24 protein-coding genes are annotated in these 24,075 nt (G+C 73.7%); 19 read left to right on the forward strand and 5 right to left on the reverse strand.

The annotated features are described in order from the left end of the window. Positions 1 to 37: 37 nt before the first annotated feature. Positions 38 to 613 (forward strand): DUF6328 family protein, encoded by a 576-nt coding sequence (locus RIN80_RS02445; RefSeq protein ID WP_375141594.1) that lies wholly within the window; start codon positions 38 to 40, stop codon positions 611 to 613. Positions 614 to 619: 6 nt separating this feature from the next. Here RIN80_RS02445 and RIN80_RS02450 read toward each other — a convergent pair whose 3' ends face one another. Further along, on the reverse strand, positions 620 to 1,078 hold the full coding sequence (locus RIN80_RS02450; protein WP_309093782.1) for an ATP-binding protein: 459 nt from the start codon (positions 1,076 to 1,078) through the stop codon (positions 620 to 622). A gap of 214 nt (positions 1,079 to 1,292) precedes the next feature. On the opposite strand from RIN80_RS02450, the gene RIN80_RS02455 reads away from it, so the two are divergent. Together RIN80_RS02455 and RIN80_RS02460 are read left to right on the forward strand one after the other, a co-directional pair. Next, positions 1,293 to 2,153 carry a helix-turn-helix transcriptional regulator gene (locus RIN80_RS02455; protein WP_309093783.1) on the forward strand — a complete coding sequence of 287 codons (861 nt, stop codon included), beginning with the start codon at positions 1,293 to 1,295 and terminating at the stop codon, positions 2,151 to 2,153. 9 nt (positions 2,154 to 2,162) lie between these two features. Continuing rightward, positions 2,163 to 2,393 (forward strand): DUF397 domain-containing protein, encoded by a 231-nt coding sequence (locus RIN80_RS02460; protein ID WP_309093784.1) that lies wholly within the window; start codon positions 2,163 to 2,165, stop codon positions 2,391 to 2,393. A 53-nt stretch (positions 2,394 to 2,446) separates the two neighbouring features. Here RIN80_RS02460 and RIN80_RS02465 read toward each other — a convergent pair whose 3' ends face one another. Then, positions 2,447 to 3,574, reverse strand: a complete 1,128-nt coding sequence (locus tag RIN80_RS02465; RefSeq protein WP_309093785.1) for an 8-amino-7-oxononanoate synthase — start codon at positions 3,572 to 3,574, stop codon at positions 2,447 to 2,449. A gap of 150 nt (positions 3,575 to 3,724) precedes the next feature. On the opposite strand from RIN80_RS02465, the gene bioB reads away from it, so the two are divergent. The 13 genes from bioB to mug all read left to right on the forward strand — a co-directional run bounded on the left by bioB (position 3,725) and on the right by mug (position 18,651). Then, positions 3,725 to 4,882 (forward strand): biotin synthase BioB, encoded by a 1,158-nt coding sequence (gene bioB, locus RIN80_RS02470; RefSeq protein ID WP_309093786.1) that lies wholly within the window; start codon positions 3,725 to 3,727, stop codon positions 4,880 to 4,882. Beyond that, entirely contained in the window at positions 4,875 to 6,155 is a 1,281-nt protein-coding gene (locus RIN80_RS02475; protein WP_309093787.1) for an adenosylmethionine--8-amino-7-oxononanoate transaminase, read from the forward strand. Before bioB ends, RIN80_RS02475 begins: the two co-directional genes overlap by 8 nt. Position 6,156: 1 nt before the next feature. Next, a complete protein-coding gene (bioD, locus tag RIN80_RS02480; protein WP_309093788.1) occupies positions 6,157 to 6,882 on the forward strand; it encodes a dethiobiotin synthase in 726 nt (241 codons plus the stop codon). A gap of 83 nt (positions 6,883 to 6,965) precedes the next feature. After that, the gene (gene bla, locus RIN80_RS02485; protein WP_309093789.1) at positions 6,966 to 7,865 is read left to right on the forward strand and encodes a class A beta-lactamase; all 900 of its coding nucleotides are present in this window, start codon (positions 6,966 to 6,968) and stop codon (positions 7,863 to 7,865) included. Positions 7,866 to 8,070: 205 nt separating this feature from the next. Next, positions 8,071 to 8,736 (forward strand): class I SAM-dependent methyltransferase, encoded by a 666-nt coding sequence (locus RIN80_RS02490; RefSeq protein WP_309093790.1) that lies wholly within the window; start codon positions 8,071 to 8,073, stop codon positions 8,734 to 8,736. A gap of 384 nt (positions 8,737 to 9,120) precedes the next feature. Continuing rightward, positions 9,121 to 9,930 (forward strand): ABC transporter ATP-binding protein, encoded by an 810-nt coding sequence (locus RIN80_RS02495; protein ID WP_309093791.1) that lies wholly within the window; start codon positions 9,121 to 9,123, stop codon positions 9,928 to 9,930. A gap of 4 nt (positions 9,931 to 9,934) precedes the next feature. After that, the gene (locus RIN80_RS02500; protein WP_309093792.1) at positions 9,935 to 12,502 is read left to right on the forward strand and encodes an FtsX-like permease family protein; all 2,568 of its coding nucleotides are present in this window, start codon (positions 9,935 to 9,937) and stop codon (positions 12,500 to 12,502) included. 146 nt (positions 12,503 to 12,648) lie between these two features. Then, the gene (locus RIN80_RS02505; RefSeq protein WP_309093793.1) at positions 12,649 to 13,074 is read left to right on the forward strand and encodes a GNAT family N-acetyltransferase; all 426 of its coding nucleotides are present in this window, start codon (positions 12,649 to 12,651) and stop codon (positions 13,072 to 13,074) included. A 216-nt stretch (positions 13,075 to 13,290) separates the two neighbouring features. After that, positions 13,291 to 14,643 carry a hemolysin family protein gene (locus tag RIN80_RS02510; RefSeq protein ID WP_309093794.1) on the forward strand — a complete coding sequence of 451 codons (1,353 nt, stop codon included), beginning with the start codon at positions 13,291 to 13,293 and terminating at the stop codon, positions 14,641 to 14,643. Then, entirely contained in the window at positions 14,640 to 15,653 is a 1,014-nt protein-coding gene (locus RIN80_RS02515) for a hemolysin family protein (RefSeq protein ID WP_309093795.1), read from the forward strand. Before RIN80_RS02510 ends, RIN80_RS02515 begins: the two co-directional genes overlap by 4 nt. Before the next feature lie 70 nt (positions 15,654 to 15,723). Next, positions 15,724 to 16,503, forward strand: a complete 780-nt coding sequence (locus tag RIN80_RS02520; RefSeq protein ID WP_309093796.1) for an SGNH/GDSL hydrolase family protein — start codon at positions 15,724 to 15,726, stop codon at positions 16,501 to 16,503. 146 nt (positions 16,504 to 16,649) lie between these two features. Continuing rightward, a complete protein-coding gene (gene purB / locus RIN80_RS02525; RefSeq protein WP_309093797.1) occupies positions 16,650 to 18,092 on the forward strand; it encodes an adenylosuccinate lyase in 1,443 nt (480 codons plus the stop codon). Positions 18,093 to 18,105: 13 nt separating this feature from the next. Next, positions 18,106 to 18,651, forward strand: a complete 546-nt coding sequence (mug, locus tag RIN80_RS02530) for a G/U mismatch-specific DNA glycosylase (protein WP_309093798.1) — start codon at positions 18,106 to 18,108, stop codon at positions 18,649 to 18,651. Between the two features lie 39 nt (positions 18,652 to 18,690). Here mug and RIN80_RS02535 read toward each other — a convergent pair whose 3' ends face one another. From RIN80_RS02535 to RIN80_RS02545, 3 genes are read right to left on the reverse strand one after another with little or no spacing between them, the layout of a single operon-like run. Beyond that, entirely contained in the window at positions 18,691 to 19,122 is a 432-nt protein-coding gene (locus RIN80_RS02535; RefSeq protein ID WP_309093799.1) for a hypothetical protein, read from the reverse strand. 58 nt (positions 19,123 to 19,180) lie between these two features. Further along, positions 19,181 to 19,906, reverse strand: coding sequence for an ABC transporter permease (locus tag RIN80_RS02540; protein ID WP_309093800.1), 726 nt, complete (start codon positions 19,904 to 19,906; stop codon positions 19,181 to 19,183). Positions 19,907 to 19,908: 2 nt separating this feature from the next. After that, entirely contained in the window at positions 19,909 to 20,829 is a 921-nt protein-coding gene (locus RIN80_RS02545) for an ABC transporter ATP-binding protein (protein ID WP_309093801.1), read from the reverse strand. Between the two features lie 109 nt (positions 20,830 to 20,938). On the opposite strand from RIN80_RS02545, the gene RIN80_RS02550 reads away from it, so the two are divergent. From RIN80_RS02550 to RIN80_RS02560, 3 genes are all read left to right on the forward strand, one after another. Then, on the forward strand, positions 20,939 to 22,108 hold the full coding sequence (locus tag RIN80_RS02550) for a histidine kinase (RefSeq protein WP_309093802.1): 1,170 nt from the start codon (positions 20,939 to 20,941) through the stop codon (positions 22,106 to 22,108). A 14-nt stretch (positions 22,109 to 22,122) separates the two neighbouring features. Continuing rightward, a complete protein-coding gene (locus RIN80_RS02555) occupies positions 22,123 to 22,785 on the forward strand; it encodes a response regulator transcription factor (protein ID WP_309093803.1) in 663 nt (220 codons plus the stop codon). 89 nt (positions 22,786 to 22,874) lie between these two features. Further along, positions 22,875 to 24,053, forward strand: coding sequence for an ROK family transcriptional regulator (locus tag RIN80_RS02560; RefSeq protein ID WP_309093804.1), 1,179 nt, complete (start codon positions 22,875 to 22,877; stop codon positions 24,051 to 24,053). Positions 24,054 to 24,075 lie beyond the last annotated feature (22 nt).

Consider the following 24,075-nt stretch of genomic DNA (forward strand, 5'->3'; position numbering starts at 1 on the left):
CTTTCTGCTTTTTTTTTGTTTTGGGGGGGGGGGGGTGGTGGGCCCCGGGGGGGGGGGGGGGGGGTTTTCCCCCCCCCCCCCCACGCCGGAGCGTGACACGGGCACGCACGGGCACCCGCCCCCCCTGGCCGAGCACCGCCCCTGCACCGCACGCAACGAGACTCCGCTGCAACGCGCCGACCGCAACGCCGTCGAGCTGCTCCAGGCACTCCGCGTCACCCGGACGGGCGTACAGATCCTCTTCGTGTTCCCGCTGTCGCTCGCCTTCACCTCGCGCGTCGAGGGCCTCGGCCCGTTCCCGCGCGTCACCTACGTCATCACGCTGCTGATGGCGGTCCCGGCCGCGGCGCTGTTCACCGCGCCGGCTGCGCCGTGTGGATGTGACCACGGACCGGGCCGGCGTGCAGGTCTCCTCGCGGCCGGCCAGCACGCAGGAACGTTTCCCGTCTGCTTCGGCCTGTGGGGGCTGCTCTCCCGGCTGGTGCGGCGCGCGGGACTGCGTGAGGAGGAGAGGGGGACCTCGGCCTCCGAGAGCCCCGGGACGCCGTCCCGGGACGGTACGAGGGGCCCCGCACCACTGGGGCGCCGGGAGGCCTCGGCACGGCACCGGTGAGGGCGGCTACGGCTCCTGCTGGACGGCCGTGGGCACGGGCTGGGCGGGGGTGGCCCACGGCAGTTCGATCGAGATGGTCTTGCCGCCCTCGCGCGTGGGGCGGATCCTGAACCGGCCGCCGCACTCGGCGGTCAGCCACCGGATGATGACCAGGCCGCGGCCGTTGTCCTGCTGGACGGCGGCGGGGAGCCGTCTGGGGAAGCGCGGATGGCTGTCCGTGACGCGGATGCACAGCCGCTCGTCGCGGTCGAGGGCGAGGTCCACGGTGAAGGTGGGCGACTGCCCGAAGGTGTGCTGGACGGCGTTGGTGGCGAGTTCGGAGATGATGAGCCGGACGGTGTCGGACACCTCCGTGCCCGCCGGCAGCCCCCACTCGGCGAGCGTGCCCACCACGTAGGCACGCGCTGCCGAGACCGAGGCCGGATCGCTCGGCAGAGTGACGGATGCTTCCAGGTGGTCTGCCATGGCGACGTCGTCCCTTTCCCACGGGACCGCGGTCCGACACGGAGCGGATGGTTCGAGTACGGTCCCGGACTGGTGCTTCGTCCGCCAGACTGCCACCGAATCACCCATGAAGGACGGCGATCCACCAAGATATGCATATATCTGTCGCTCGATGCGGTGAACTCTGCGACGCGAGACCGTATGTGGGTGGCACGGAAGGAGTAGGGAGAAGCCCATGCAGCACGGTCCCGCGGTGCGCCGCCGGAAGCTGGGCGCCGAACTGCGCGCGCTGCGCGCCGCGGCGGGTCTCACCAGCGGTGAGGCGGCCCGGCTGGTGGGCTGGCACCAGTCCAAGGTCAGCCGGATCGAGACGGGCACGAGCGGGGTGAAACCGGCCGACGTGCGGTTACTGCTCGACGCCTACGACGTGGCGGACACCCAACTGCGCGAGCTGCTCACGATGTTGGCCGGCTCCGACGACAGCGGCGGGCGGCACCACTGGTGGCACGCCTACCGCGGGGTGCTGCCGCCGACCTACCGGGACTTCATCAGCCTGGAGTCGCAGGCCGGCACGATGCGCACGCTGGAGACGACCGTCGTCCCGGGCCTGCTGCAGACTCCCGAGTACGCCCGCGCCGTGACGCGGGCGGCGGTGGAGGGGCTGCCGGAGGACCGGCTGGACACCCTGGTCGAGGTGCGGCTGGCCCGGCAGGACGTGCTGCGCGCGGATCCTCCCCTGGAACTGAGCGCCGTCCTGGACGAGGCGGTGCTGCGGCGGGAGGTGGGCGGGCCCGGGGTCATGACCCGGCAGCTGGAACGGCTGGTCGAGGCGGCGCGCCTGCCCCAAGTGCGCTTGCAGGTGCTGCCGTTCGCCGCCGGGGCGCACATCGGCGTCACCGGCCCTTTCGTTATCTTCTCATTTTCGAGCACTTCTGATCTGGATGTGGTTGTTCTCGACCACTTGACGAGTAGCCTCTACCTGGAACGGAAAGAAGACCTCCAGGCGTACACGGAGGCCTTCAACGCCCTTCAGATCCACGCCCTTTCGCCCGAGGACTCGTTGGATTTCATCGCCGGGACAGCCGCCGGCGCGTAAGGAGGCACCATGCGTGCACTGCCTCGTCATGTCCCCTCAAGCAGCGAACTGCACGGTGTGCGGTGGTTGCGCAGCAGCTACAGCACCGGCGCGAACAACTGCGTCGAGACCGCGTGTCCGGACACCCCGCCCTGGGCCGGACTGCTCGCCGTGCGCGACTCCAAGGCCCCGGACGGGCCCGCACTGCTCTTCTCCACGCGGAGTTGGGCCGACTTCACGTCCGGGGTCGACCGTATGTGAGCGCCTTTTTGATCCGTCCGTCATCGTGCGACGCACGGCCGTGTCACGCCGACTCATGGCCGCGTCTCGCCGATCAGCCGTACAGCGCGTTCGATCTGCTGAGAGGTCAGGTCCGCGCGGGCGGTCAGCCTGAGCCGTGAGACGCCGTCCGGCACGGACGGCGGGCGGAAGCAGCCCACGGCCAGGCCCGCCGCGCGGCACTCGGCCGCCCAGCGCACGGCGTCCTCGGGAGAGGGCGCCCGCACCGAGACCACCGCGGCGTCCGGACGCACCGCTTCCAGGCCCGCGGTGGTCAGGCGTGCGTACAGCTCGTCGGCCACCGCGCGGGCCCGCTCCGCCCGTTCCGGCTCGCGACGCAGCAGCCGCAGGGCCGCCAGGGCGGCTCCCGCCGCGGCGGGGGCGAGGCCCGTGTCGAAGATGAACGTCCGTGCCGCGTTGACCAGGTGGTCGACGACCCGGGCCGGGCCGAGGACGGCTCCGCCCTGGCTGCCGAGCGACTTGGACAGCGTGACCGTCGCGACGACGTCGTCGGCGCCGGCGAGTCCCGCCGCGTGCGGGGCGCCGCGGCCACCGTCGCCGAGCACGCCCAGGCCGTGGGCGTCGTCCACGACCAGTCCGGCGCCGTGCTCCCGGCAGGCCTCGGCGAGTGCGGCGAGCGGAGCCGCGTCGCCGTCGACGGAGAAGACGGTGTCGGACACGGCGATCCCCGTGCCCTCATGACCCGCCAGCGCCTTGCGCACGGCCTCCGGCTCGGCGTGCGCCACGACCTGCGTCGTGCCGCGGGCCAGCCGGCAGCCGTCGATGAGCGAGGCGTGGTTGCCCGCGTCGGAGACGATCAGCGAGCCGTGCGGCGCCAGCGCGGTGACCGCCGCCAGGTTGGCGGTGTAGCCGGAGGAGAAGACGAGGGCCGCCTCGAATCCGCAGAATGCGGCCAGTTCCCGTTCCAGCTCGGTGTGCAGTGCGGTGGTGCCGGTGACGAGCCGGGAGCCGGTCGAGCCGCCGCCCCAGGTCCTCGCCGCACGGGCCGCGCCCTCGGTGACCTCGGGGTGGTGGGCCAGCCCCAGATAGTCGTTGCCCGCCAGGTCGAGGAGCGGGGAACGCGCCGGACGGGGACGCAGGGTCCGCACGAGTCCGGCGCGGCGGCGCAGCTCCGCCTGCTCGTCGATCCAGCCGAACGCCATGGGTGGTCCTCCGCGGAATTTGTAGGCAGTGCACAGACCCTAGCGGGGCGACCAGCGGGTCACTGTGTGGCAATACCCACACCTCGAAGGGACTCTGTTGTGCGAACTCTCCTTGGCCCGGACCGCCTCGGTAGGACAGGATCGGCTCTCATGGACCTGCTGAACACGCTGGTGGACAAGGGGCTTCGGCGCGAACTGCCGACCCGGGACGAGGCACTGGCCGTCCTCGCGACGTCCGACGACGATCTGCTCGATGTGGTGGCCGCGGCCGGAAAGGTGCGCCGGCACTGGTTCGGCCGGCGGGTGAAACTCAACTATCTCGTCAACCTGAAGTCCGGCCTGTGCCCCGAGGACTGCTCGTACTGTTCGCAGCGGCTCGGCTCCGAGGCCGGGATCCTGAAGTACACCTGGCTCAAGCCGGACCAGGCGTCCGACGCCGCGGCGGCCGGGGTGGCCGGGGGCGCCAAGCGGGTCTGCCTGGTGGCCAGCGGGCGTGGCCCCACCGACCGTGACGTGGACCGGGTCTCCGAGACGATCAGGGCGATCAAGGAGAACAACGAGGGCGTCGAGGTGTGCGCCTGCCTCGGCCTGCTCTCCGACGGCCAGGCGGAGCGGCTTCGCGAGGCCGGAGCCGACGCCTACAACCACAACCTCAACACGTCCGAGGCGACGTACGGGGACATCACCACCACCCACACGTACGCGGACCGGGTCGACACGGTCAACAAGGCGCACGCGGCCGGTCTGTCCGCCTGCTCCGGGCTGATCGCCGGCATGGGCGAGAGCGACGAGGACCTGGTCGACGTCGTGTTCTCGCTGCGCGAGCTGGACCCCGACTCGGTTCCGGTCAACTTCCTGATCCCGTTCGAGGGCACCCCGCTCGGCAAGGAGTGGAACCTCACCCCGCAGCGGTGCCTGCGGATCCTGGCGATGACCCGGTTCGTCTGCCCGGATGTGGAGGTCCGCATCGCGGGCGGGCGCGAGGTCCATCTGCGCACGATGCAGCCACTCGCCCTGCACCTGGCCAACTCGATCTTCCTGGGCGACTACCTCACCAGTGAGGGCCAGGCGGGCAAGGCGGACCTGGAGATGATCGCGGACGCCGGGTTCGAGGTGGAGGGCACCGGTCAGGTGACGCTGCCCGAGCACCGGACCGCGAGCGGCTGCGGAAGCGGCGATGGCGGCTGCGGCTCCGAGAGCGGGAGCGTGTGCGGCTCCGTGCCGGCCGCGCAGCCCGCCGAGCCCCGGACCGACCTGGTCGCCGTGCGCCGCCGGGGCGCCGGGACGGACCTCGCGCCCAATGCCTGAGCGGCCGGTCGCCGAGCTGCTGGAGCTCGACCGGCGGCACGTGTGGCACCCGTACGGCCCGATGCCCGGACGGCAGGAACCGCTCCTCGTGGAGTCGGCGAGCGGGGTGCGCCTCAGACTCGCGGACGGTTCGGGCGAGCTGGTCGACGGGATGTCGTCCTGGTGGTCGGCGATCCACGGCTACAACCACCCGGTGCTGAACGAGGCCGCGCGCGAGCAGCTCGGGCGGATGAGCCACGTGATGTTCGGCGGACTCACCCACGAGCCCGCCGTACGCCTGGCGAAGCTCCTTGTCGACATGTCGCCGGACGGGCTCGAGCACGTCTTCCTCGCCGACTCCGGGTCGGTGTCGGTCGAGGTGGCGGTCAAGATGTGCCTGCAGTACTGGCGTTCGCTGGGCCGCCCCGGCAAGCGGCGGCTGCTGACCTGGCGCGGCGGCTACCACGGCGACACCTGGCAGCCGATGTCGGTGTGCGACCCCGAGGGCGGGATGCACGAGCTGTGGAGCGGGGTGCTCCAGCGCCAGGTGTTCGCGGACCCGCCCCCGGCCGAGTACGACGAGGTCTACGCCGAGCACCTGCGGACGCTGATCGCGCGGCACGCCGACGAACTGGCCGCGGTGATCGTCGAGCCGGTGGTGCAGGGCGCGGGCGGGATGCGGTTCCACTCCCCCGCCTATCTGCGGGTACTGCGCGAGGCGTGCGACGCGCACGGTGTGCTGCTGGTGTTCGACGAGATCGCCACCGGCTTCGGCCGCACGGGCGCGCTGTTCGCGGCGGAGCACGCGGCGGTCGCACCGGACGTGATGTGCGTGGGCAAGGCGCTGACCGGCGGCTATCTGACGATGGCGGCGACCCTGTGCACCGCGCGGGTGGCCGACGGCATCTCCCGCGGCGAGGTGCCGGTCCTCGCGCACGGCCCGACGTTCATGGGCAACCCCCTGGCGGCGGCCGTGGCCTGCGCCTCGATCGAGCTGCTGCTCGGGCAGGACTGGCTCGCCGAGGTCAAGCGGATCGAGGCGGGCCTGCGCGAGGGACTCGCCGCGGCCGGGGACCTGCCGGGCGTGCGGGACGTACGGGTCCTCGGGGCCATCGGCGTCGTGCAACTGGACCACACCGTGGACATGAAGGCGGCGACGGGGGCGGCCGTGCGCGAGGGCGTGTGGCTGCGGCCGTTCCGCGATCTGATCTACACCATGCCGCCGTACGTCACGGGCGACGCGGACCTGGCGCGCATCGCGCGAGCGGTGTGCGCGGCGGCGCGGGAGGGATGACATGACGGTACTGGTGATCACGGGCACGGGCACGGAGGTCGGCAAGACGGTCGTGACCGCGGCCGTCGCCGCGGCGGCGCTGGCGGCAGGCCGTTCGGTGGCCGTGCTGAAGGCCGCGCAGACGGGCGTGCTCCCGGGCGAGGCGGGCGACGCGGCGGAGGTCGCGCGCCTCGCGGGCCAGGTGACGACGGCCGAACTCGCCCGCTACCCGGATCCGTTGGCCCCGGCCACGGCCGCGCGCCGGGCCGGCCGGGCCCCGGTGCACCCGCACGAGGTCGCGGAGGCCGCCGCCAAGCTGGCCACCGAGCACGACCTGGTGCTGGTGGAGGGAGCGGGCGGACTGCTCGTACGGTTCGACGCGGCCGGCGGCACCCTGGCGGACGCGGCCGGGCTGCTGTCGGCGCCCGTGCTGGTCGTGACCGCGGCCGGTCTGGGCACCCTCAACGCGACGGAGCTGACCGCGCGTGAACTGCGGCACCGGGGGCTGGACCTGGCCGGGGTCGTGATCGGCAGCTGGCCCGCCGAGCCGGACCTGGCCGCGCGCTGCAATCTCGCCGATCTGCCGGACGTGACCCGGGCGCCGCTGCTGGGGGCCGTGCCCGCGGGGTCGGCGGCTCTCTCCCCCGCCGCCTTCCGGGCCTCGGCCCCGCGCTGGCTGGCACCCCGGCTGGACGGCACGTGGGACGCGGAGGCCTTCCGGAGGAGGCAGGCGCCTGCCGCGTCCTGAGTTTCCGGGGGCACGGGGTGAAACCGGCGGGGACGTCCCTCGCGTGTCGACCTTCGTACGCGACCACCGTCGAAGGGAACACCGTGCACTGCGAACAGCCACGCCCCTCCCGCCGTGCGGCACTCGTGCTGGGTGCGGCCGCCGCCCTCGCGCTGGGCGGCGGCACGGCCCACGCGTCACCGGCCACCGGCGGCGTCACCGCCCGGCTGCGGGAGCTGGAGCGGGAGCACACCGCCCGGCTGGGCGTCTACGCCCGCAACCTGCGCACGGGGCGGACGGTGGCCTACCGGTCCGACGAGCGCTTCCCGATGGCCTCGGTGTTCAAGACGCTCGCCGCGGCGGCCGTGCTGCGCGACCTCGACCGTGACGGCGAGTTCCTTTCCCGGCGGGTGCGCTACACCCAGGCCTACGTGACGAGGTCCGGGTACTCCCCGATCACCGAGCAGCACGTCGCGAACGGGATGACCGTCGGCGAGCTGTGCGACGCCACCATCCGCTTCAGCGACAACACCGCCGGCAACCTGCTGCTGAAGGAGCTCGGCGGGCCGACCGCGATCACCCGCTTCGCCCGCTCGGTCGGCGACGTCGTCACCCGGCTGGACCGCTGGGAGCCCGAGCTGAACAGCGCGGAACCGTGGCGCGTGACCGACACGACCACGCCGCGCGCCATCGGCCTGACCTACGCCCGGCTCGTGCTGGGCGACGCGCTGGCGCCGCGGGACCGGGCCCGGCTCACGGACTGGCTGCTGCGCAACACCACCAGCGCCGAGAAGTTCCGCAAGGCCCTGCCCGCCGACTGGCTGATCGCCGACAAGACCGGCGGCGGGCGCTACGGCGGCAACCACGACGTGGGCGTCACGTGGCCGCCGGACGGTCCGCCGATCGTGATGTCGGTGCTGACGACCCAGCCGGAGGAGGACGCCCCGGCCGACAACCCGCTGGTGGCGAAGACGGCCGCGCTGCTGGCAGCGGAACTCGCCTAGGGGCCGGCCCGCGTGCTGGATGCGCTCGGGTCGGGGGCCGGTGCGGCGAGAGCGCGTGGGGTTCGCGTTCAGCTGGCCGTCCGCCCTGCCGGTGGCGCGCATCGACCAGGTGCCGGGCCGCGCCCGTCTGCCGTAGCCGGCAGGGGTGGGCCGGGCCTCTCCGGGGGAGAATCGCGGTGAGGCCGGCCTTGTCCAGGGAGGTCCCATGCCGCTCCGCTCCGGCACGCTGCCGCGGGACGCCGTGCGCCATCCGCTGTTCGCCCGCTACTACGCCCGGATCAGCGTCACCGCGGAGACCCGGATGGGCATGGGCCGGGTGCGCGAGAGACTGCTCGGCGGGCTGTCCGGGCGGGTGATCGAGATCGGGGCGGGCAACGGCCTGAACTTCGCGCACTACCCGGGCACCGTCGCGGAGGTCGTGGCCATCGAACCGGAGCGGCGGCTGCGGCAACTGGCCGTTCAGGCCGCGCTGCGCGCCGAGGTGCCGGTGGACGTGGTGCCGGGTGCGGCCGAGGCGCTGCCGGTCAAGAGCGAGGGCTTCGACGCGGCGGTGGTGTCGCTGGTGCTGTGCAGCGTGCGGGACGTGCCCCGGGCGCTCGCGGAGCTGAAGCGGGTGCTGCGGCCGGGCGGTGAGGTGCGGTTCTTCGAGCACGGCCGGGGCGGCGGCAGGGCGATGGGCGCCACGCAGCACGCGCTGGACCGGACGGTGTGGCCGCTGCTGAACGGGGGCTGCCATCTGTCCCGCGAGCCGGTGCGGGCGTTGCGGGAGGCCGGGTTCGAACTCGGCCCCTACCGCCGGGCGCTGATGCCGGAGCAGGGGCCGGTGCTGCCCACGTCGTACTGCGTGCTGGGCACGGCGTGGCGGCCCTGAGCCACCCGGGCGCAGGCCCGGCTCGCCGGGTTCCTCACCGGCTCTCCACTGGAGCACTTCCCGCTCGATGTCGCGGACGGAGGCCTCACCGCTCCTGACGCGTCAGGTCGCGGACCGGCTCGGGTGAGGTGACGGCCCCGGCACCCGTCGGCGACGGGGCAGGCGTAGGCGGCAGCGGAGGCGAACAGGGCGTGGGAGCGCTCGGCGGTCCCGCGTCGACGCACGCGTCCGGCCGGGTCGTCGCCGTACCTGGGAAGCCGGCGCGCTCGTGCCGGCAGGAATCCGGTCCGGAGTCCGGCCCGCGGACGGTGCCGGGTGTGGGCCCGGTCACATTACCCTCGGGCAGAGCCGGGAGTCCCGGCACCGACCCTCGAGGAGGCGGCCTTGTCCACACCTGCTGCGGAGCACGCACCCGGCCTCGCGCCGGCCGACGGGATCGCGGCCCGGGCCCGCGGTCTGACCAAGGCCTACGGGTCGGGCGAGACGGCCGTGCTCGCACTCGACGCGGTGGACGTGGACGTGGTCCGCGGCCGGTACACCGCGGTGATGGGGCCGTCCGGCTCCGGCAAGTCCACGCTGATGCACTGCCTGGCCGGGCTCGACACGGTCTCGGCCGGTCAGGTGTGGCTCGGCGACATCGAGATCACGGGCCTGAAGGAGCGCGAGCTGACGCGGCTGCGCCGGGACCGGATCGGCTTCATGTTCCAGTCCTTCAACCTGATCCCGACCCTGAACGCGCTGGAGAACATCACCCTGCCGATGGACATCGCGGGCCGCAAGCCCGACCCGCAGTGGCTGGACCGGGTCATCGACACGCTGGGCCTGCGCGACCGGCTGAGGCACCGGCCGTCGCAGCTCTCCGGCGGCCAGCAGCAGCGCGTGGCCTGCGCGCGGGCCCTGGCCTCCCGGCCGGAGCTGATCTTCGCGGACGAGCCGACGGGCAACCTCGACTCGCGCGCCGGTGCGGAGGTGCTCGGCTTCCTGCGCGAGGCCGTGGACCGGCTGGGGCAGACCGTCGTCATGGTCACCCACGACCCGGGGGCCGCCGCCCACTCGGACCTGGTGCTGTTCCTCGGGGACGGCCGGATCGTCGACGAGATGCGGCAGCCGACCGCGGAGGCCGTACTGGAACGTATGAAGCGTTTCGACGTGATCCGCACCCGCTCCGAGGACACCCCGGCCGAGGAGAACTGACCCGGTGCTCAAGGCGACCCTGAGGAGCTTCCTGGCACACAAGGGGCGGCTGCTGCTCTCGGCGCTCGCCGTCCTGCTGTCGGTCGCGTTCGTCACGGGGAGCCTGATCTTCTCCGACACGGTCGGCCGGACCTTCGACCGGCTGTTCGCCTCCACCGCGGCCGATGTCACGGTCAGTCCGAAGGAGGACCTCGACGAGGCGGTGCCCTCCGGCCGGACGGCGACCCTGCCGGCGGCGCTCGCCGAACGGGTGCGCCGGGTCGAAGGGGTCGCGGCCGCGCGCGCCGAGGTGGAGGTGGCGGGCCTCACCGTCACGGACGGGAACAACGAGTCGGTGAGCCCCACCACCGGCGCGCCCACGCTCGGCAGCGCCTGGCTCCCGAGCCCGCGCAGCCCCGTCGAGCTGAGCTCGGGCCGCGCCCCGCGAGGACCCGCCGAGGCCCTGCTCGACTCGGAGACCGCCGGTCGCGAGGACGTGGACGTCGGAGACACGCTCACGGTGATCGCACCGCCCGGCTCGTTCCGGGTCCGGGTCGTCGGCCTCGTCACCTTCACGACCACCAACCCCGGCGCCGCCCGGATCTACTTCGACGCCCCCACCGCCCGGGCGAAGCTGCTCGGCGCCCCGGGCGCCGCCACCTCCCTCGCGGTCGACGCGGCGGACGGCGTGGACGACCAGCGGCTCAAGCGGCGCGTGGCCGCCGCGCTCGGCCCGCGCACCTACGACTTCCGGACGGCCGGCGAGCAGGCCGAGTCGGACGTCGAGCAGCTCGGCGGGTTCCTCGACGTCATCAAGTACGTGATGCTCGGCTTCGCCGGGGTCGCCGTGCTGGTCGGGGTGTTCCTGATCGTCAACACCTTCTCCATGCTCATCGCCCAGCGCACCCGTGAACTGGGTCTGCTGCGCGCGCTCGGGGCGGACCGGCGCCAGGTGCGCCGTTCCGTCCTCGCCGAGGCCTTCCTGCTCGGTCTGGTCGGCTCCACGCTGGGGCTCGCCGCCGGCATCGGGCTCGCGGCCGGGCTCATCGAGCTGATGGGCCTGCTCGGGACCAACATCGACGCCGACGAGATGGTCATCGGCCGGGTGACTCCCGTGGCGGCTTACGCCGTCGGTCTCGGCGTCACCTTCGTCGCCGCGTACCTCCCGGCGCGGCGGGCGGCGGGCGTCTCGCCGATGGCGGCGCTGTCGGACGCCGAGGTGGCCGGGGTGGGCCGACCGCTGCGGGTGCGCGCGGTGGCGGGCGCGGTCGTCGGGGCGGCCGGTGCGGCGGCGCTCGCGGGGTGCGCGGCGTCCGGGCGGACGGCGTCGGCGGCGTCCCTGCTGGGTCTCGGGGTGGTGCTGACCCTGATCGCGGCCGTGCTCGCGGGGCCGCTGCTGGTGCGCCCGGTGATCCGGGTCCTCGGCGCGGCGTTCCCCACGCTGTTCGGGGCGGTCGGCCGGATGAGCCAGCGCAACGCGCTGCGCAACCCGCGCCGCACGGGGGCGACGGCGGCCGCGCTGATGGTGGGCATCGCACTGGTCGGCGGGCTGTCCGTGGCCAGCGAGTCGATGACCAAGTCGTTCGACCGGCAGATCGACCGGACGCTGGGGGCCGACTTCGTCGTCCAGAACACCGGTTTCCAGCCGTTCCCGCGGGAGGTCACCGACGCGGTGCGCGACACCGCGGGGGTGGGGCTGGTGGTGCGTGGGCGGTTCGCGCCGGTGGCGGTGCGGCTGCCGGACGGCGACCGTGTGGAGACGACCGCCGCGGGCTACGATCCGCGGCTCGACGAGGTCGCCAACATCACCTACACGCACGGGGGCACCGCCGCCGCGCTCGCGCCGGGGCACCTGGCCATGGACCGGGACTTCGCACGCGACCACGGTGTGCGGGTGGGCAGCGCGCTCCCGGTGTGGTTCCAGGGCGGGCGAAGCGCCGAGCTGAGGGTCGGCGCGCTCACCGACCAGGACTCCGCCGAGGGCTTCGGCACCCAGGGCGGGCTCTACTTCGGGCTGGCCACCCTGGAGCGGTACGCGCCGGGCGGGCAGGACTCCGCGCTGTACGTCAACGCCGCCCCCGGCACGGGCGACGAGGCCCTGCGCGCCGGTCTGGAGGAGACCCTGGAACGGTACCCGCAGGTGCGGGTGCGGGACCTGGCCGACTACAAACAGCTGGTCCGCGACCAGATCTCGGTGCTGCTGTACCTGGTGTACGCGCTGCTCGGACTGGCGATCATCATCGCGGTGCTCGGCGTGGTCAACACGCTCGCCCTGTCGGTCGTCGAGCGCACCCGGGAGATCGGGCTGCTGCGGGCCATCGGGCTGGCCCGCCGTCAGCTGCGGCGCATGATCCGGCTGGAGTCGGTGGTGATCGCGGTGTTCGGGGCGGTCCTGGGGCTCGTCCTGGGGCTGGTGTGGGGCGTGTGCATGCAGCAGGTGCTGGCGCTGCAGGGGATGACGGCCCTGGCGATCCCGTGGTTCACGATCGTGGCGGTGGTGGTGGGCTCGGCGGTGGTCGGGGTGGTGGCGGCGCTGCTGCCGGCGTTGCGCGCCTCGCGCATGAACGTGCTGGCGGCCATCGCACACGAGTGACGCGATCGCGGGCGGGCACTCACGTCGCATCGCGGTGAGGAGGGTTCATGAGGTGTTCGCGCCGGTCACGGAGCGGGTGCGCGGACCGTGATGTCCGCATCCTGAAACGGCCTGCTCCCCCGAACGCCGCGTGGTGTGATCACCGCATGAGCGAACTGCGCATCCGGGCCGCCACACCCGACGACCTCGACGCCGTGCTGGCCTTCTGGAAGGTGGCCGCCGAGGGCACGAGCATCAGTGACGACCGGGCCGGTGTGGAGCGCCTGGTGACGCGCGACCCCGAGGCGCTCGTCCTGGCCGAGCGGGACGGCGAGCTGGCCGGCACGGTCATCGCCGGGTTCGACGGCTGGCGCTGCCACCTCTACCGGCTGGCCGTACACCCGGGCCACCGCCGCCAGGGGATCGCCTCGGCGCTGCTCGCCGCCGCCGAGGAGCGGTTCGTGCGGCTCGGCGGGCGGCGCGCCGACGCGATGGTCCTCACCCGCAACGAGACGGCGCGCCACGCGTGGGGCGCCGCCGGGTACGCGGCCGAGGAGCAGTGGCGCCGCTGGGTGAAGCCGCTGGCCGGCTGAAGGGCCGGCCGGGCACAGGGCCGTCGGACCCTCTCCGTCGTCGCCCGGAGGCGCCGGCCGATCACCCGACCGAAGGACTTTGCCCATCCTTTACTCTGGGATGGCCACTCGGTTCTTTATGAAAGGTTGTGAGCGTCCGCCCATGGGCGAGCCTCCCAGCGCGCCGCGTCGCGCGCCCCGCCCGGTCCTGGAGAACCATGGAACGGGGGTGAACCGATGACCGAAGTGCTCCTCCTCCTGGCGGCGATCCTGCTCTCGCTGGCCTGCGGCGCCTTCGTGGCGGCCGAGTTCTCCCTCACCACGGTCGAGCGCGCGGAGCTGGAACGCGCGGCGGAGCGCGGCGAACGCGGCGCCCAGGGCGCCCTGAAGGCCGTACGGAACCTGACGTTCCAGCTCTCCGGGGCGCAGCTCGGCATCACCGTCACGAATTTGGTCGTCGGCATGCTGGCCGAGCCGTCCATCGCCGCGCTGATCGCCGGTCCGCTGGAGGACGCCGGCGTCTCGCGCTCCACCTCGCGCAGTCTCGCGCTGGTGGTCGGCACGGGCCTGTCGACGGTGTTCCTGATGGTCGTCGGCGAGCTGGTGCCCAAGAACTGGGCGATCTCCTCACCGCTGACCGTCGCCAAGAACGTGGGCAACGCGCAGCGCTGGTTCAGCGCCGCGTTCCGGCCGTTCATCACGCACCTGAACAACACGGCGAACCGGGTCGTGCGCCGGATCGGCGTCGAGCCCGCCGAGGAGCTGGCCTCGGCGCGCGGGCCGCAGGAGCTCGCGGCGCTCGCCCGGCACTCCGCCAGGGAGGGCGTCCTGGAGGCCGACACCGCCGAACTGTTCGTACGGACGCTGAACCTCGCCGACCTGACCGCGGAGAACGTGATGACGCCCCGGGTGCAGGTGGTCGCCCTGGAGGTGCAGGCGACCCTGGAGGACGTGGCGAACGCGACCCGGGCGACCGGTCTGTCCCGGTTCCCCGTCTACCGCGGCACGCTCGACTCGGTCGTCGGCACCGCGCACGTGAAGGACGTGCTGGCGGTCCCGGCCGAGCAGCGCACCCGGGTCCACGTCTCCGAGCTGATGCGCGAGCCGCTGCTGGTCCCCGAGTCGCTCACCGTCGACCGCCTCCTGGACCGGCTCTCCGGCAAGCGCACCATGGCCGTCGTGATCGACGAGTACGGCGGCACCGCGGGCGTGGCCACCCTGGAGGACATCGTCGAGGAGGTCGTCGGCGAGGTGCGGGACGAGCACGACCCGCACGAGCTGCCGGACCTCGCGCCGGCCGGTACGGACGAGACCGGGCACGCCCTGTTCTCGGCCGACGGCTCCGCGCGCGTGGACCACCTGGAGCGCGTCGGCCTGCGCGCGCCGGAGGGGCCCTACGAGACGCTCGCCGGGCTGGTGGCGACGGAACTGGGACGCATACCGGCCGCGGGTGACACCCTCCAGGTCGCCGGCTGGCGGATGGAGGTCCTGGACGCCACCGGCCGGCGGGCCGCCCGCGTCCTGCTGCGCGCGCCCCTGGACGACGAGAAGCCGGACGCGAAGCGCGCCGAGAAGGGGGTGGAGCTGTGACCGCCGTCCAGCTGCTGATCGGCCTGGCGACGCTCGTCGTCAACGCCTTCTTCGTCGGCGCCGAGTTCGCGCTGATCTCGGTGCGCCGCAGCCAGATCGAGCCCCACGCCGACCAGGGCGACCGGCGCGCCAAGAGCGTGCTGTGGGGGCTGGAGCACGTGTCCGCGCTGATGGCGGCCGCGCAGCTCGGCATCACGCTGTGCACGCTGGTGCTGGGCGTGGTCGCCGAGCCCGCGATCGCCCACCTGCTGGAGCCGGCGTTCCACGCCATGGGCGTGCCCGAGGGCGCCGGGCACGCGGTGTCCTTCGTGATCGCGCTCTCCCTGGCGACGTACCTGCACATGCTGCTCGGCGAGATGGTGCCGAAGAACATCGCGCTGGCCGAGCCGGTGCGCAGCGCGCTGGCCCTCGGCCCGCCCCTGGTGGCGGTGTCCCGGGCGCTGCGGCCGGTGATCTTCACGGTGAACGCCTTCGCCAACGCGCTGCTGAAGCTGCTGCGCGTGGAGGCCCGGGAGGAGGTCGCCGCCTCCTACTCGGACGCCGAGATCGCGCAGATCGTGAAGGACTCCAGCGAGGCCGGCCTCATCGACGACCGCGCCCAGGAGCGGCTGCACGACGCGCTGGAACTGGGCCGCCGCCCGGTGCGCGACGTGGTGATGCCCCTGGAGCGGGTGGTCTACGCGCGCGTGGGCATCACCCCGGAGCAGTTGGAGCGGCTGTCGGCGGAGTCCGGGTTCTCCCGGTTCCCGGTGGTGGACGAGGGACGGCGGATCGTCGGCTACCTGCACGTGAAGGACGCCCTGGACGCCATCGGACGCGACGTGCCGTTCCGGCTGCGCGACATGCGCTCCATCGCGCGCGTGCGGGAGCACACGCCGCTGGACGACGTCCTCACGGCGATGCGGGGCAGCCGGACGCACCTGGCGGCCGTCCTCGGGTCGGACGGGCGGCTGGCCGGGCTGGTGACGATGGAGGACGTGCTGCGGGAGCTGTTCGGGCAGCGGGCGTGAGGCACCGGTCGCCGGTGCGGGACGGGTGACCGACTGCTGGGTATGTGCACGGGATATCATTTCCGCCGCCATGGACACGAACCCCACCCACAGCAGCCTGGTCGCCCTCGGCGACTCCTTCACCGAGGGCATGTCGGACCTGCTCCCCGACGGCACCTACCGGGGCTGGGCCGACCTGCTCGCCGCGCGGATGGCCGCCCGGACGCCCGGCTTCCGGTACGCCAACCTCGCGGTGCGCGGCAAGCTGATCCGCCAGATCGTCGACGAGCAGGTGGATGTCGCGGCGGCCATGGGCGCCGACGTGATCACGCTGGTGGGCGGGCTCAACGACACCCTGCGGCCCAAGTGCGACATGGGCCGGGTGCGCGCTCTCCTGGAGGAGGCCGTCGGGAAGCTGGCCCCCGCCTGCCGGCAGCTCGTGCTGATGCGCAGCCCGGGCCGTCGGGGCCCGGTCCTCGAGCGGTTCCGGCCGCGCATGGAGGAGCTGTTCACCTGCGTCGACGAGCTGGCCGCGCGGCACGGCGCGCTCGTCGTCGACCTGTACGGCGCCCCCTCGCTCGCCGACCCGCGGCTGTGGGACGTGGACCGGCTGCACCTGACGGCGGAGGGCCACCGCCGGGTCGCCGAGGCGGTCTGGCAGGCCCTCGGCTACGAGCCGGAGGACCCGGAGTGGCACACACCGATGCCGGCGACGCTGCCCCCCGGCTGGGTCATGCGGCGCGCGGCGGACGTGCGGTTCGCCCGGCAGCACCTGCTGCCGTGGATAGGCCGCCGCCTGACGGGCCGCTCCTCGGGGGACGGCCTCCCGCCCAAGCGGCCGGAACTGCTGCCGTGGCAGGACCTGGCCTAGCGGGTCGCCACCCGCGGCTGCGCCGTGTCCGGTGACCGCCGCGCCCGCTCCGCCCAGGCCCCCGCCGCACCCGGGACGCTCTCGTAGGTTCCGACGAACCCACCCGTTGCGCTGGCCTGCACGAATCGCCAGTAGAATCCGTCCACGTGACTTCCGCTCCCGCCAAGCCCCGCATCCCGAACGTCCTCGCCGGACGCTACGCCTCCGCCGAGCTCGCCACGCTCTGGTCGCCCGAGCAGAAGGTGAGGCTGGAGCGGCAGCTCTGGCTCGCCGTGCTGCGCGCTCAGAAGGACCTCGGGATCGAGGTGCCGGACGCGGCGCTCGCCGACTACGAGCGGGTCCTCGACACCGTCGACCTGGCCTCCATCGCCGAGCGCGAGAAGGTCACGCGGCACGACGTGAAGGCGCGGATCGAGGAGTTCAACGACCTCGCCGGGCACGAGCACGTGCACAAGGGCATGACCTCCCGCGACCTCACCGAGAACGTCGAGCAGCTGCAGATCCGGCTCTCGCTGGAGCTGATGCGCGACCGTACGGTCGCGGTCCTGGCGCGTCTCGGCAAGCTCGCCGGCGAGTACGGCGAGCTCGTCATGGCCGGCCGCTCCCACAACGTGGCCGCGCAGGCCACCACCCTCGGCAAGCGTTTCGCGACCGCCGCCGACGAGCTGCTGGTCGCCTACGGCCGCGTCGAGGAACTGCTGGGCCGGTACCCGCTGCGCGGCATCAAGGGCCCGGTCGGCACCGCGCAGGACATGCTCGACCTGCTGGGCGGGGACGCCGCGAAGCTCGCGGAACTGGAGCAGCGGATCGCCGCGCACCTGGGCTTCTCGCAGGCGTTCACCTCGGTCGGCCAGGTCTACCCGCGCTCCCTGGACTACGAGGTCGTCACCGCACTGGTGCAGCTGGCCGCGGCGCCCTCGTCGCTGGCGAAGACGATCCGGCTGATGGCCGGGCACGAGCTGGTCACCGAGGGCTTCAAGCCCGGCCAGGTCGGCTCCTCGGCGATGCCGCACAAGATGAACACCCGCTCCTGCGAGCGCGTCAACGGCCTGATGGTCATCCTGCGCGGCTACGCCTCGATGACCGGCGAGCTGGCGGGCGACCAGTGGAACGAGGGCGACGTGTCCTGCTCGGTGGTGCGCCGGGTCGCGCTGCCGGACGCGTTCTTCGCGCTGGACGGCCTGCTGGAGACGTTCCTGACGGTGCTCGACGAGTTCGGCGCGTTCCCGGCGGTCGTCGCACGCGAGCTCGACCGGTACCTGCCGTTCCTCGCCACCACCAAGGTGCTGATGGGCGCCGTGCGTGCGGGCGTCGGCCGGGAACTCGCGCACGAGGCGATCAAGGAGAACGCCGTGGCCTGCGCGCTCGCGATGCGCGAGCAGGGCGCCGAGCGCAACGAACTGCTCGACAAGCTGGCCGCGGACGCGCGCATCCCGCTGGACCGTGCCCGGCTGGACGCGCTGATGGCCGACAAGCTGTCCTTCACGGGTGCCGCGGGCGACCAGGTCGCCACGGTCGTCGCCCGGGTCGAGGAGATCGTCAAGCAGCACCCCCGGGCCGCGGGCTACACCCCCGGCGCGATCCTCTGACGCGCCGCACGCCATGCCCCGTTTCACCCCTGAGGAGCTGGAGGCCGCCCGCGACCGCGTCGTGTCCGACGTGGTCGCGGAGGACCTGCGCGTGCTGTTCTGCGGCATCAACCCCGGGCTGATGACGGCCGCGACGGGCCACCACTTCGCCCGCCCGGGCAACCGCTTCTGGCCGGTGCTGCACCGGTCCGGGTTCACGCCGCGGCTGCTGAAGCCCGCCGAGCAGGAAGAGCTGCTGTCGTACGGGCTGGGCATCACCAACGTCGTGGCGCGGGCGAGCGCCCGGGCCGACGAGCTGAGCGCGGAGGAGTACCGGGAGGGCGGCCGCCTGCTCGCGCTGAAGGTGGAGCGGCTGCGCCCGCGCTGGCTTGCGGTGGTGGGAGTGACCGCCTACCGCGCCGCGTTCGACGACCGCAAGGCCCGGGTCGGGCCGCAGGCGAGGACGATCGGCGACACGCGCGTGTGGGTGCTGCCCAATCCGAGCGGACTGAACGCGCACTGGACGGCCGAGACGATGGCCGAGGAGTTCGCCCGCCTGCGGGAAGCGGCCGAGGGCTGAGCGCCCACGACGAGTCGATCCCTGTCCGGGCGCTCCCCCTCAGGGCGGGGGGATCTCCGTCACCAGCGCCACCAGTTGAAGCCCTTGAGTCGCGTCGCGGTCGGTGACCGCCAGGGCGACCCAGCGGCCGGTGCCCTCCACTTCCCACACGTGGGCCAGGCTCGCGCGCTCGCTCAACTCGGCCCAGGGCCCGGGTATCTCCTCGCGCTCGGTGCGCAGCAGGACCGTCTGCAGGCCGTACGGCGGCGTGTCGCCCCACCGGGAGGCCAGCAGCTCGCAGACGGCGTCCCGCTCCTTCTCCAACTGGTCCACCACCACCGCCCACCGCGCCGGGTCCTCGTCCGCCGCGGCGTCTAACACCGCGACGTGCCGGCCGGGCCCCGAGGCGCCGACGTCCGACGGGCCGTGCTCCGCCGGGAAGGGCCGGTAGCACAGCTCGTCGATGAGGGCGATGTGCTGTGCGATGTTCATGGCTCCTAGTAAACCCGCCCCCACTGACACTTGGCGGGGCATCAGGCCGGCCCCCCTCTCAGGCGTCTCTGCACCGCAGGCTCCACCCCCCCACCAGCAGGGCGGCGCCCGTCCACAGCGCGGTCACCGCCAGCCCCGACCAGGGCCCGAGGGTTCCCTCGTACGTCGTGTGCAGGACCTGCTGTCCCGCCTTGTCGGGGAGGAAGCCGGCGACCGTGCCCGTCGCGTCGCCGATCACGAAGGACACGACGAGGAGGAACGGGATCAGCAGGGACAGGGTGGCGACCCCGCTGCGCAGGAGCGCGGCGAGCCCGGCCGCGAGGAGGGCCATCAGCGTCAGGTAGAGGGCGCAGCCCACGACACCGCGCGCCTGCTGCGCGGCACCGAGCCCGTCGGCCGCCGCGCCGAGCCCCGCCCGCGCCACGAACAGGGCCGCCGAAGCCGTCAGCAGCCCGACCGGGAAGACCGCTGCGGCGACGACGGCCGCCTTGGCCGCGAACCACCGGCCCCGCCGCGGCACCGCGGCCAGCGAGAGCCGCAGCGCACCCGGGTGGAACTCCGCCGACACGGCCATCGCCCCGAAGGAGACGGCCGCGATCTGTCCGGGTACGACACCGGACAGGGCCGTGAACAGCGGGTCGAAGTTGGGGGCGGACGTCTCGGAGACACCGGCGATCGCGGAGAACGCCGTGGTGGCGGCGAACAGGGCCAGGAGCGCTCCGGGGAGGGACCGCAGGGTGCGGATCTTCAGCCACTCGGAGCGGAGTACGGGTGTGTGGTCCATGGTCAGGCCTCCTGCGGCTGTGCGGTGAACTCGGTCTCGGAGCCGGTGAGGTCGAAGTAGGCCTGCTCCAAGGTGGCCTCCTCGGCGGCGAGTTCCAGGACGGGCACGCCCGCCGCCGAGGCGATGCGGCCGATGTCGTCCACGCGCGCGTGGGGGACGGTCCAGTGCCCGTCCGGGTGTTCCACGGCGGCGTGGCCGTGCCGGGCGAGGGCGCTGCTCAGGGCGGCGGGGTCGGTGGTGCGGATCCGTACCCGGGGACGCACGCGCGCGTGGATGAAGTCCCGCATCGGGGTGTCGGCCAGCAGCCGGCCCCGGCCGAGGACGACGAGGTGGTCGGCGAAGGACGCGGTCTCGTTCATCAGATGGCTGGAGACCAGCACCGTGCGGCCCTCCGCCGCGAGCCGGCGCAGCAACTGCCGGATCCAGGCGATGCCCTCGGGATCGAGCCCGTTGGACGGCTCGTCCAGCATGACCACGCCGGGGTCGCCCAGCAGGGCGGCGGCGATGCCGAGCCGCTGCCGCATGCCCAGGGAGTACGTCCGCACGCGTCGGCGGGCCACGGAGGCCAGGCCGGTCTGCTCCAGCACCTCGTCGACCCGCCGGTCCGGGATGCGGTTGCTCACGGCCAGGATCCGGAGGTGGTCACGGGCGGTGCGCGCGCCGTGCGCCGCCTGCGCGTCGAGCAGGGCGCCCACGTGGCGCAGGGGTTCGCGCAGGGTGGCGTAGGCGTGTCCGCCGAGCGTGGCGGAACCGGCGGTGGGCCGGTCGAGGCCGAGCACCAGCCGCATGGTGGTGGACTTCCCCGCGCCGTTGGGGCCGAGGAAGCCGGTGACGCGGCCGGGCAGCACACGGAACGAGAGCCGGTCCACGGCCCGCCGGCCGCCGAACTCCTTGGTGAGGTCCTGGACGTCGATGCTGGTCATGGCGCCAAGCGTGGCCGTCGGCGCGGGGTCGGGGCCTCCCCCGGCGGCGGAGACCGGCTCCCCCGTGCGGGGGAGGCCCGCTGTCGGTGGCGGCTGGCACGATGACGCCATGGTCCGCATGCTGCGCCCGTTGACGCGGGCGGTGACGTACACACGATGGCTGCACCTGGCCATGGCCGTCGTGTGGCCGTCCCTGTGGCTGTTCATCGAGGAGACGTGGTGGACGCAGGCCACGGCGGCCGTGCTGCTCGGGCTCGCCGGTCTCGTGCCCGCGATGCGGCTCGTGGAGGGGCTGCAGGCCCGGTTGCTGCTGACCGGCCACCGGCACGACAGCGCGAGCGCGGAGATCGGGGCCGCCCCGTCGGCCACCTGGGCCGACCGTGGCCGCACCGTGGTGTGGCTGGAGGCCCGGCTCGTCCTCGGCTACACCGTGGCCATGCTCTCCATGCAGTTGCCGCTCCTGTCGATCGACCTGGCGACGACGGCCCTGGGCGGGGAGCCGGAGGGCGGTGCGCTGCTGCCCCTCTCGGGTCAGCACTGGTGGTACGGCCTGCTCGCGCCCGTGCCCCTGCTGCTGTTGCCCGTGGTGGTCGTCTGGTCGGGCCACCTCGTCACCGCGCTGGCCGTGCGGCTGCTGGGCCCCTCCCCCACCGAGCGGGTCGCCGCCCTGGAGGAGCGCACCGAGCAACTGCTGGAACGCACCCGGATCGCCCGCGAGTTGCACGACTCCATCGGCCACGCGCTCACGGTCGCCGTCGTCCAGGCGGGGGCCGCGCGGGCCGCGGGTGATGCCGCGTTCACCGATCGGGCGCTGAGGGCCATCGAGGAGACCGGCCGCGCCGCCCTGGAGGACCTGGAGCGGGTGCTCGGCGTCCTGCGCGAGTCGGGCAAGCCCGTCGGCGGCAGACCGACCCTGGCGGACGCCGGCCGGCTGCTGGAGTCCGCGCGGTCCTCGGGCGCGAAGGTGGACGCCGAGGTGACCGGACCGGTGGAGGCGGTGCCCGGGCCGGTGTCCCGCGAGGGCTACCGGATCCTTCAGGAGGCGCTCACGAACGTACTGCGGCACGCGGGGGCGGTCCCGGTCCGGGTCCGGGTGCGGATCGCCGACGGCACCCTCGTCCTCGCGATACGCAACCCGCTGCCCGCCGGGGCACCGGGCCGAGGGAGCGGCAGCGGCCTGCGCGGTATCCGCGAGCGCGCCGCCCTGCTCGGCGGACGGGCCCGGACCGGTCCCGACGAGGGCGACTGGCAGGTCCACGCTGAACTGCCGCTGAGTTGATCTACGCTGGTCCGATGCCGGTCACCGTTCTGCTCGTCGACGACGAACCCCTCGTGCGCGCGGGTCTGCGGGCCGTGCTGGAGGCGCAGCCCGACATCGAGGTCGTCGGGGAGGCGGCCGACGGGGCGGCGGTGATCCCGCTGGTGCGGCGACTGCGGCCGGACGTGGTGGCCATGGACGTGCGGATGCCGCTGCTGGACGGCATCGAGGCCACCCGGGCGCTGCTGCGGTCGGTCGACGAGCCGCCGCGCATCCTCGTGGTGACGACCTTCGAGAACGACGAGTACGTCTACGAGGCGCTGCGCGCGGGCGCCGACGGGTTCCTGCTGAAGCGGGCCCGGCCCGCCGAGATCGTGCACGCGGTGCGGCTGATCGCCGAGGGCGAGTCGCTGCTGTTCCCGGCCTCGGTGCGGCAGTTGGCCGCCGAGTACGGCGACAGCGGCGGAAACCGGGCCGCGCGGGCCGCCATGGAGCGGGCGCGGCTGACCGAGCGCGAGGCGGAGGTACTGCGGCTGATGGCGCGGGGCCTGTCCAACGCGGAGATCTCGGACCGGCTGGTCGTCGGGACGGAGACCGTGAAGTCGCACGTCAGCTCGGTGCTGGCGAAGCTGGGGGCGCGGGACCGCACACAGGCGGTGATCGCGGCGTACGAATCGGGGTTCGTCGCACCGGGCTGATCACCCGGGCGCGGTGCCCGCCCCTCGCCGGGGCGCGCCGTGCCGAAGTACGATCCGGCCAACACGCGCACGACCTGGGAGGACGGACGGTGGGGCGGCTGACCGGCGGGGATCCCTCGCTGCTGCGAAGGATCAACTCCGCGGTGGTGCTGCACGCGCTGCGTGCCACGGACTGCGCGACGCTGACCGAGATCACCCGGGTGACGGGCCTGTCGAGACCGACGGTCGAGGGCGTGGTGGAGGGGCTCATCGAGGCCGGCCTGGTCGTCGAGAAGGCGGCCGAGGAGGGAGCCGCCCGGCGGCAGGGGCGGCCGGCGAGGCGGTTCCGGTTCCGGGCGGAGGCCGGGCATCTGCTCGGCGTGGAGGTGGGCGCGCGCCGGGTCGCCGTGCTGCTCGCCGATCTGGACGGCCGGGTGATCGGCTCCCATGCCAAGGACGTGGCGGAGACGACCGAGGCCGACGAGCGGCTGGAGCGGCTGCGCGGGGCCGTGGCCGAGCTGCTGCGACGGGCCGGGGTCGCGCGGGGTTCGCTGCGGGCCGTGGGCGTGGCGACGCCCGGGATCGTCGAGGCGGACGGCACGGTACGGCTCGGGACCGCCCTGCCGGGGTGGACGGGGCTGCGGCTGGGCGAGCGGCTCAGCCGGTCGTTCAAGTGCCCGGTGCTGGTGGAGAACGACGCCAACGCGGCGGCCGTCGCCGAGCACTGGAAGGGCGCGGCCACCGAGACCGACGACGTGGTGTACGTACTGGCGGGGCTCAGCCCCGGCGCCGGTTCGCTGATCGGCGGGCGGCTGCACCGGGGTTACGGCGGCGCGGCCGGCGAGATCGGGGCGCTGCACCTGCTGGGCCGCGAGGTGACGCCCGAGACGCTGCTGTCGACCACGGACGAACCGCTGCACCCGCTCGACGAGCAGGCGGTCGCCGAGGTCTTCGCGCAGGCCCGTGAGGGCGACCAGCGGGCCCGGGCCGCCGTCGACCGCTTCATCCAGCGCCTGGTCCACGACGTGGCGGCCCTCGCTCTCGCCCTGGACCCGGAGCTCGTCGTCGTCGGCGGCTGGGCGGCGGGCCTGGACGGCGTCCTGGACCCCCTTCGCCGGGAACTCGCCCGGTACTGCCTGCGCCCCCCGCGGGTGACGCTGTCCCGTCTCGGCGACGCGGCCGTGGCGACGGGTGCCCTGCGCCTCGCCCTGGACCACGTCGAGGAACAGCTTTTCACGGTGGAGGGAAGGGCGACGCCCTTCCCTCCGCGCGGACGCGACCGGTCGTGACGCACCCTCACCCGCGGGCCGC

It is taken from the genome of Streptomyces sp., assembly GCF_031181705.1.
Classification (GTDB): Bacteria; Actinomycetota; Actinomycetes; order Streptomycetales; family Streptomycetaceae; genus Streptomyces.

What these genes read in the sequence shown, in the direction of transcription:
- RIN80_RS02450 (WP_309093782.1), bottom strand. Translation starts at nt 1,078, where the DNA reads ATGGCAGACCACCTGGAAGCATCCGTCACTCTGCCGAGCGATCCGGCC.
- RIN80_RS02455 (WP_309093783.1), top strand. Translation starts at nt 1,293, where the DNA reads ATGCAGCACGGTCCCGCGGTGCGCCGCCGGAAGCTGGGCGCCGAACTG.
- RIN80_RS02460 (WP_309093784.1), top strand. Translation starts at nt 2,163, where the DNA reads ATGCGTGCACTGCCTCGTCATGTCCCCTCAAGCAGCGAACTGCACGGT.
- RIN80_RS02465 (WP_309093785.1), bottom strand. Translation starts at nt 3,574, where the DNA reads ATGGCGTTCGGCTGGATCGACGAGCAGGCGGAGCTGCGCCGCCGCGCC.
- bioB (WP_309093786.1), top strand. Translation starts at nt 3,725, where the DNA reads ATGGACCTGCTGAACACGCTGGTGGACAAGGGGCTTCGGCGCGAACTG.
- RIN80_RS02475 (WP_309093787.1), top strand. Translation starts at nt 4,875, where the DNA reads ATGCCTGAGCGGCCGGTCGCCGAGCTGCTGGAGCTCGACCGGCGGCAC.
- bioD (WP_309093788.1), top strand. Translation starts at nt 6,157, where the DNA reads ATGACGGTACTGGTGATCACGGGCACGGGCACGGAGGTCGGCAAGACG.
- RIN80_RS02490 (WP_309093790.1), top strand. Translation starts at nt 8,071, where the DNA reads ATGCCGCTCCGCTCCGGCACGCTGCCGCGGGACGCCGTGCGCCATCCG.
- RIN80_RS02505 (WP_309093793.1), top strand. Translation starts at nt 12,649, where the DNA reads ATGAGCGAACTGCGCATCCGGGCCGCCACACCCGACGACCTCGACGCC.
- RIN80_RS02510 (WP_309093794.1), top strand. Translation starts at nt 13,291, where the DNA reads ATGACCGAAGTGCTCCTCCTCCTGGCGGCGATCCTGCTCTCGCTGGCC.
- RIN80_RS02520 (WP_309093796.1), top strand. Translation starts at nt 15,724, where the DNA reads ATGGACACGAACCCCACCCACAGCAGCCTGGTCGCCCTCGGCGACTCC.
- mug (WP_309093798.1), top strand. Translation starts at nt 18,106, where the DNA reads ATGCCCCGTTTCACCCCTGAGGAGCTGGAGGCCGCCCGCGACCGCGTC.
- RIN80_RS02535 (WP_309093799.1), bottom strand. Translation starts at nt 19,122, where the DNA reads ATGAACATCGCACAGCACATCGCCCTCATCGACGAGCTGTGCTACCGG.
- RIN80_RS02540 (WP_309093800.1), bottom strand. Translation starts at nt 19,906, where the DNA reads ATGGACCACACACCCGTACTCCGCTCCGAGTGGCTGAAGATCCGCACC.
- RIN80_RS02545 (WP_309093801.1), bottom strand. Translation starts at nt 20,829, where the DNA reads ATGACCAGCATCGACGTCCAGGACCTCACCAAGGAGTTCGGCGGCCGG.
- RIN80_RS02550 (WP_309093802.1), top strand. Translation starts at nt 20,939, where the DNA reads ATGGTCCGCATGCTGCGCCCGTTGACGCGGGCGGTGACGTACACACGA.
- RIN80_RS02555 (WP_309093803.1), top strand. Translation starts at nt 22,123, where the DNA reads ATGCCGGTCACCGTTCTGCTCGTCGACGACGAACCCCTCGTGCGCGCG.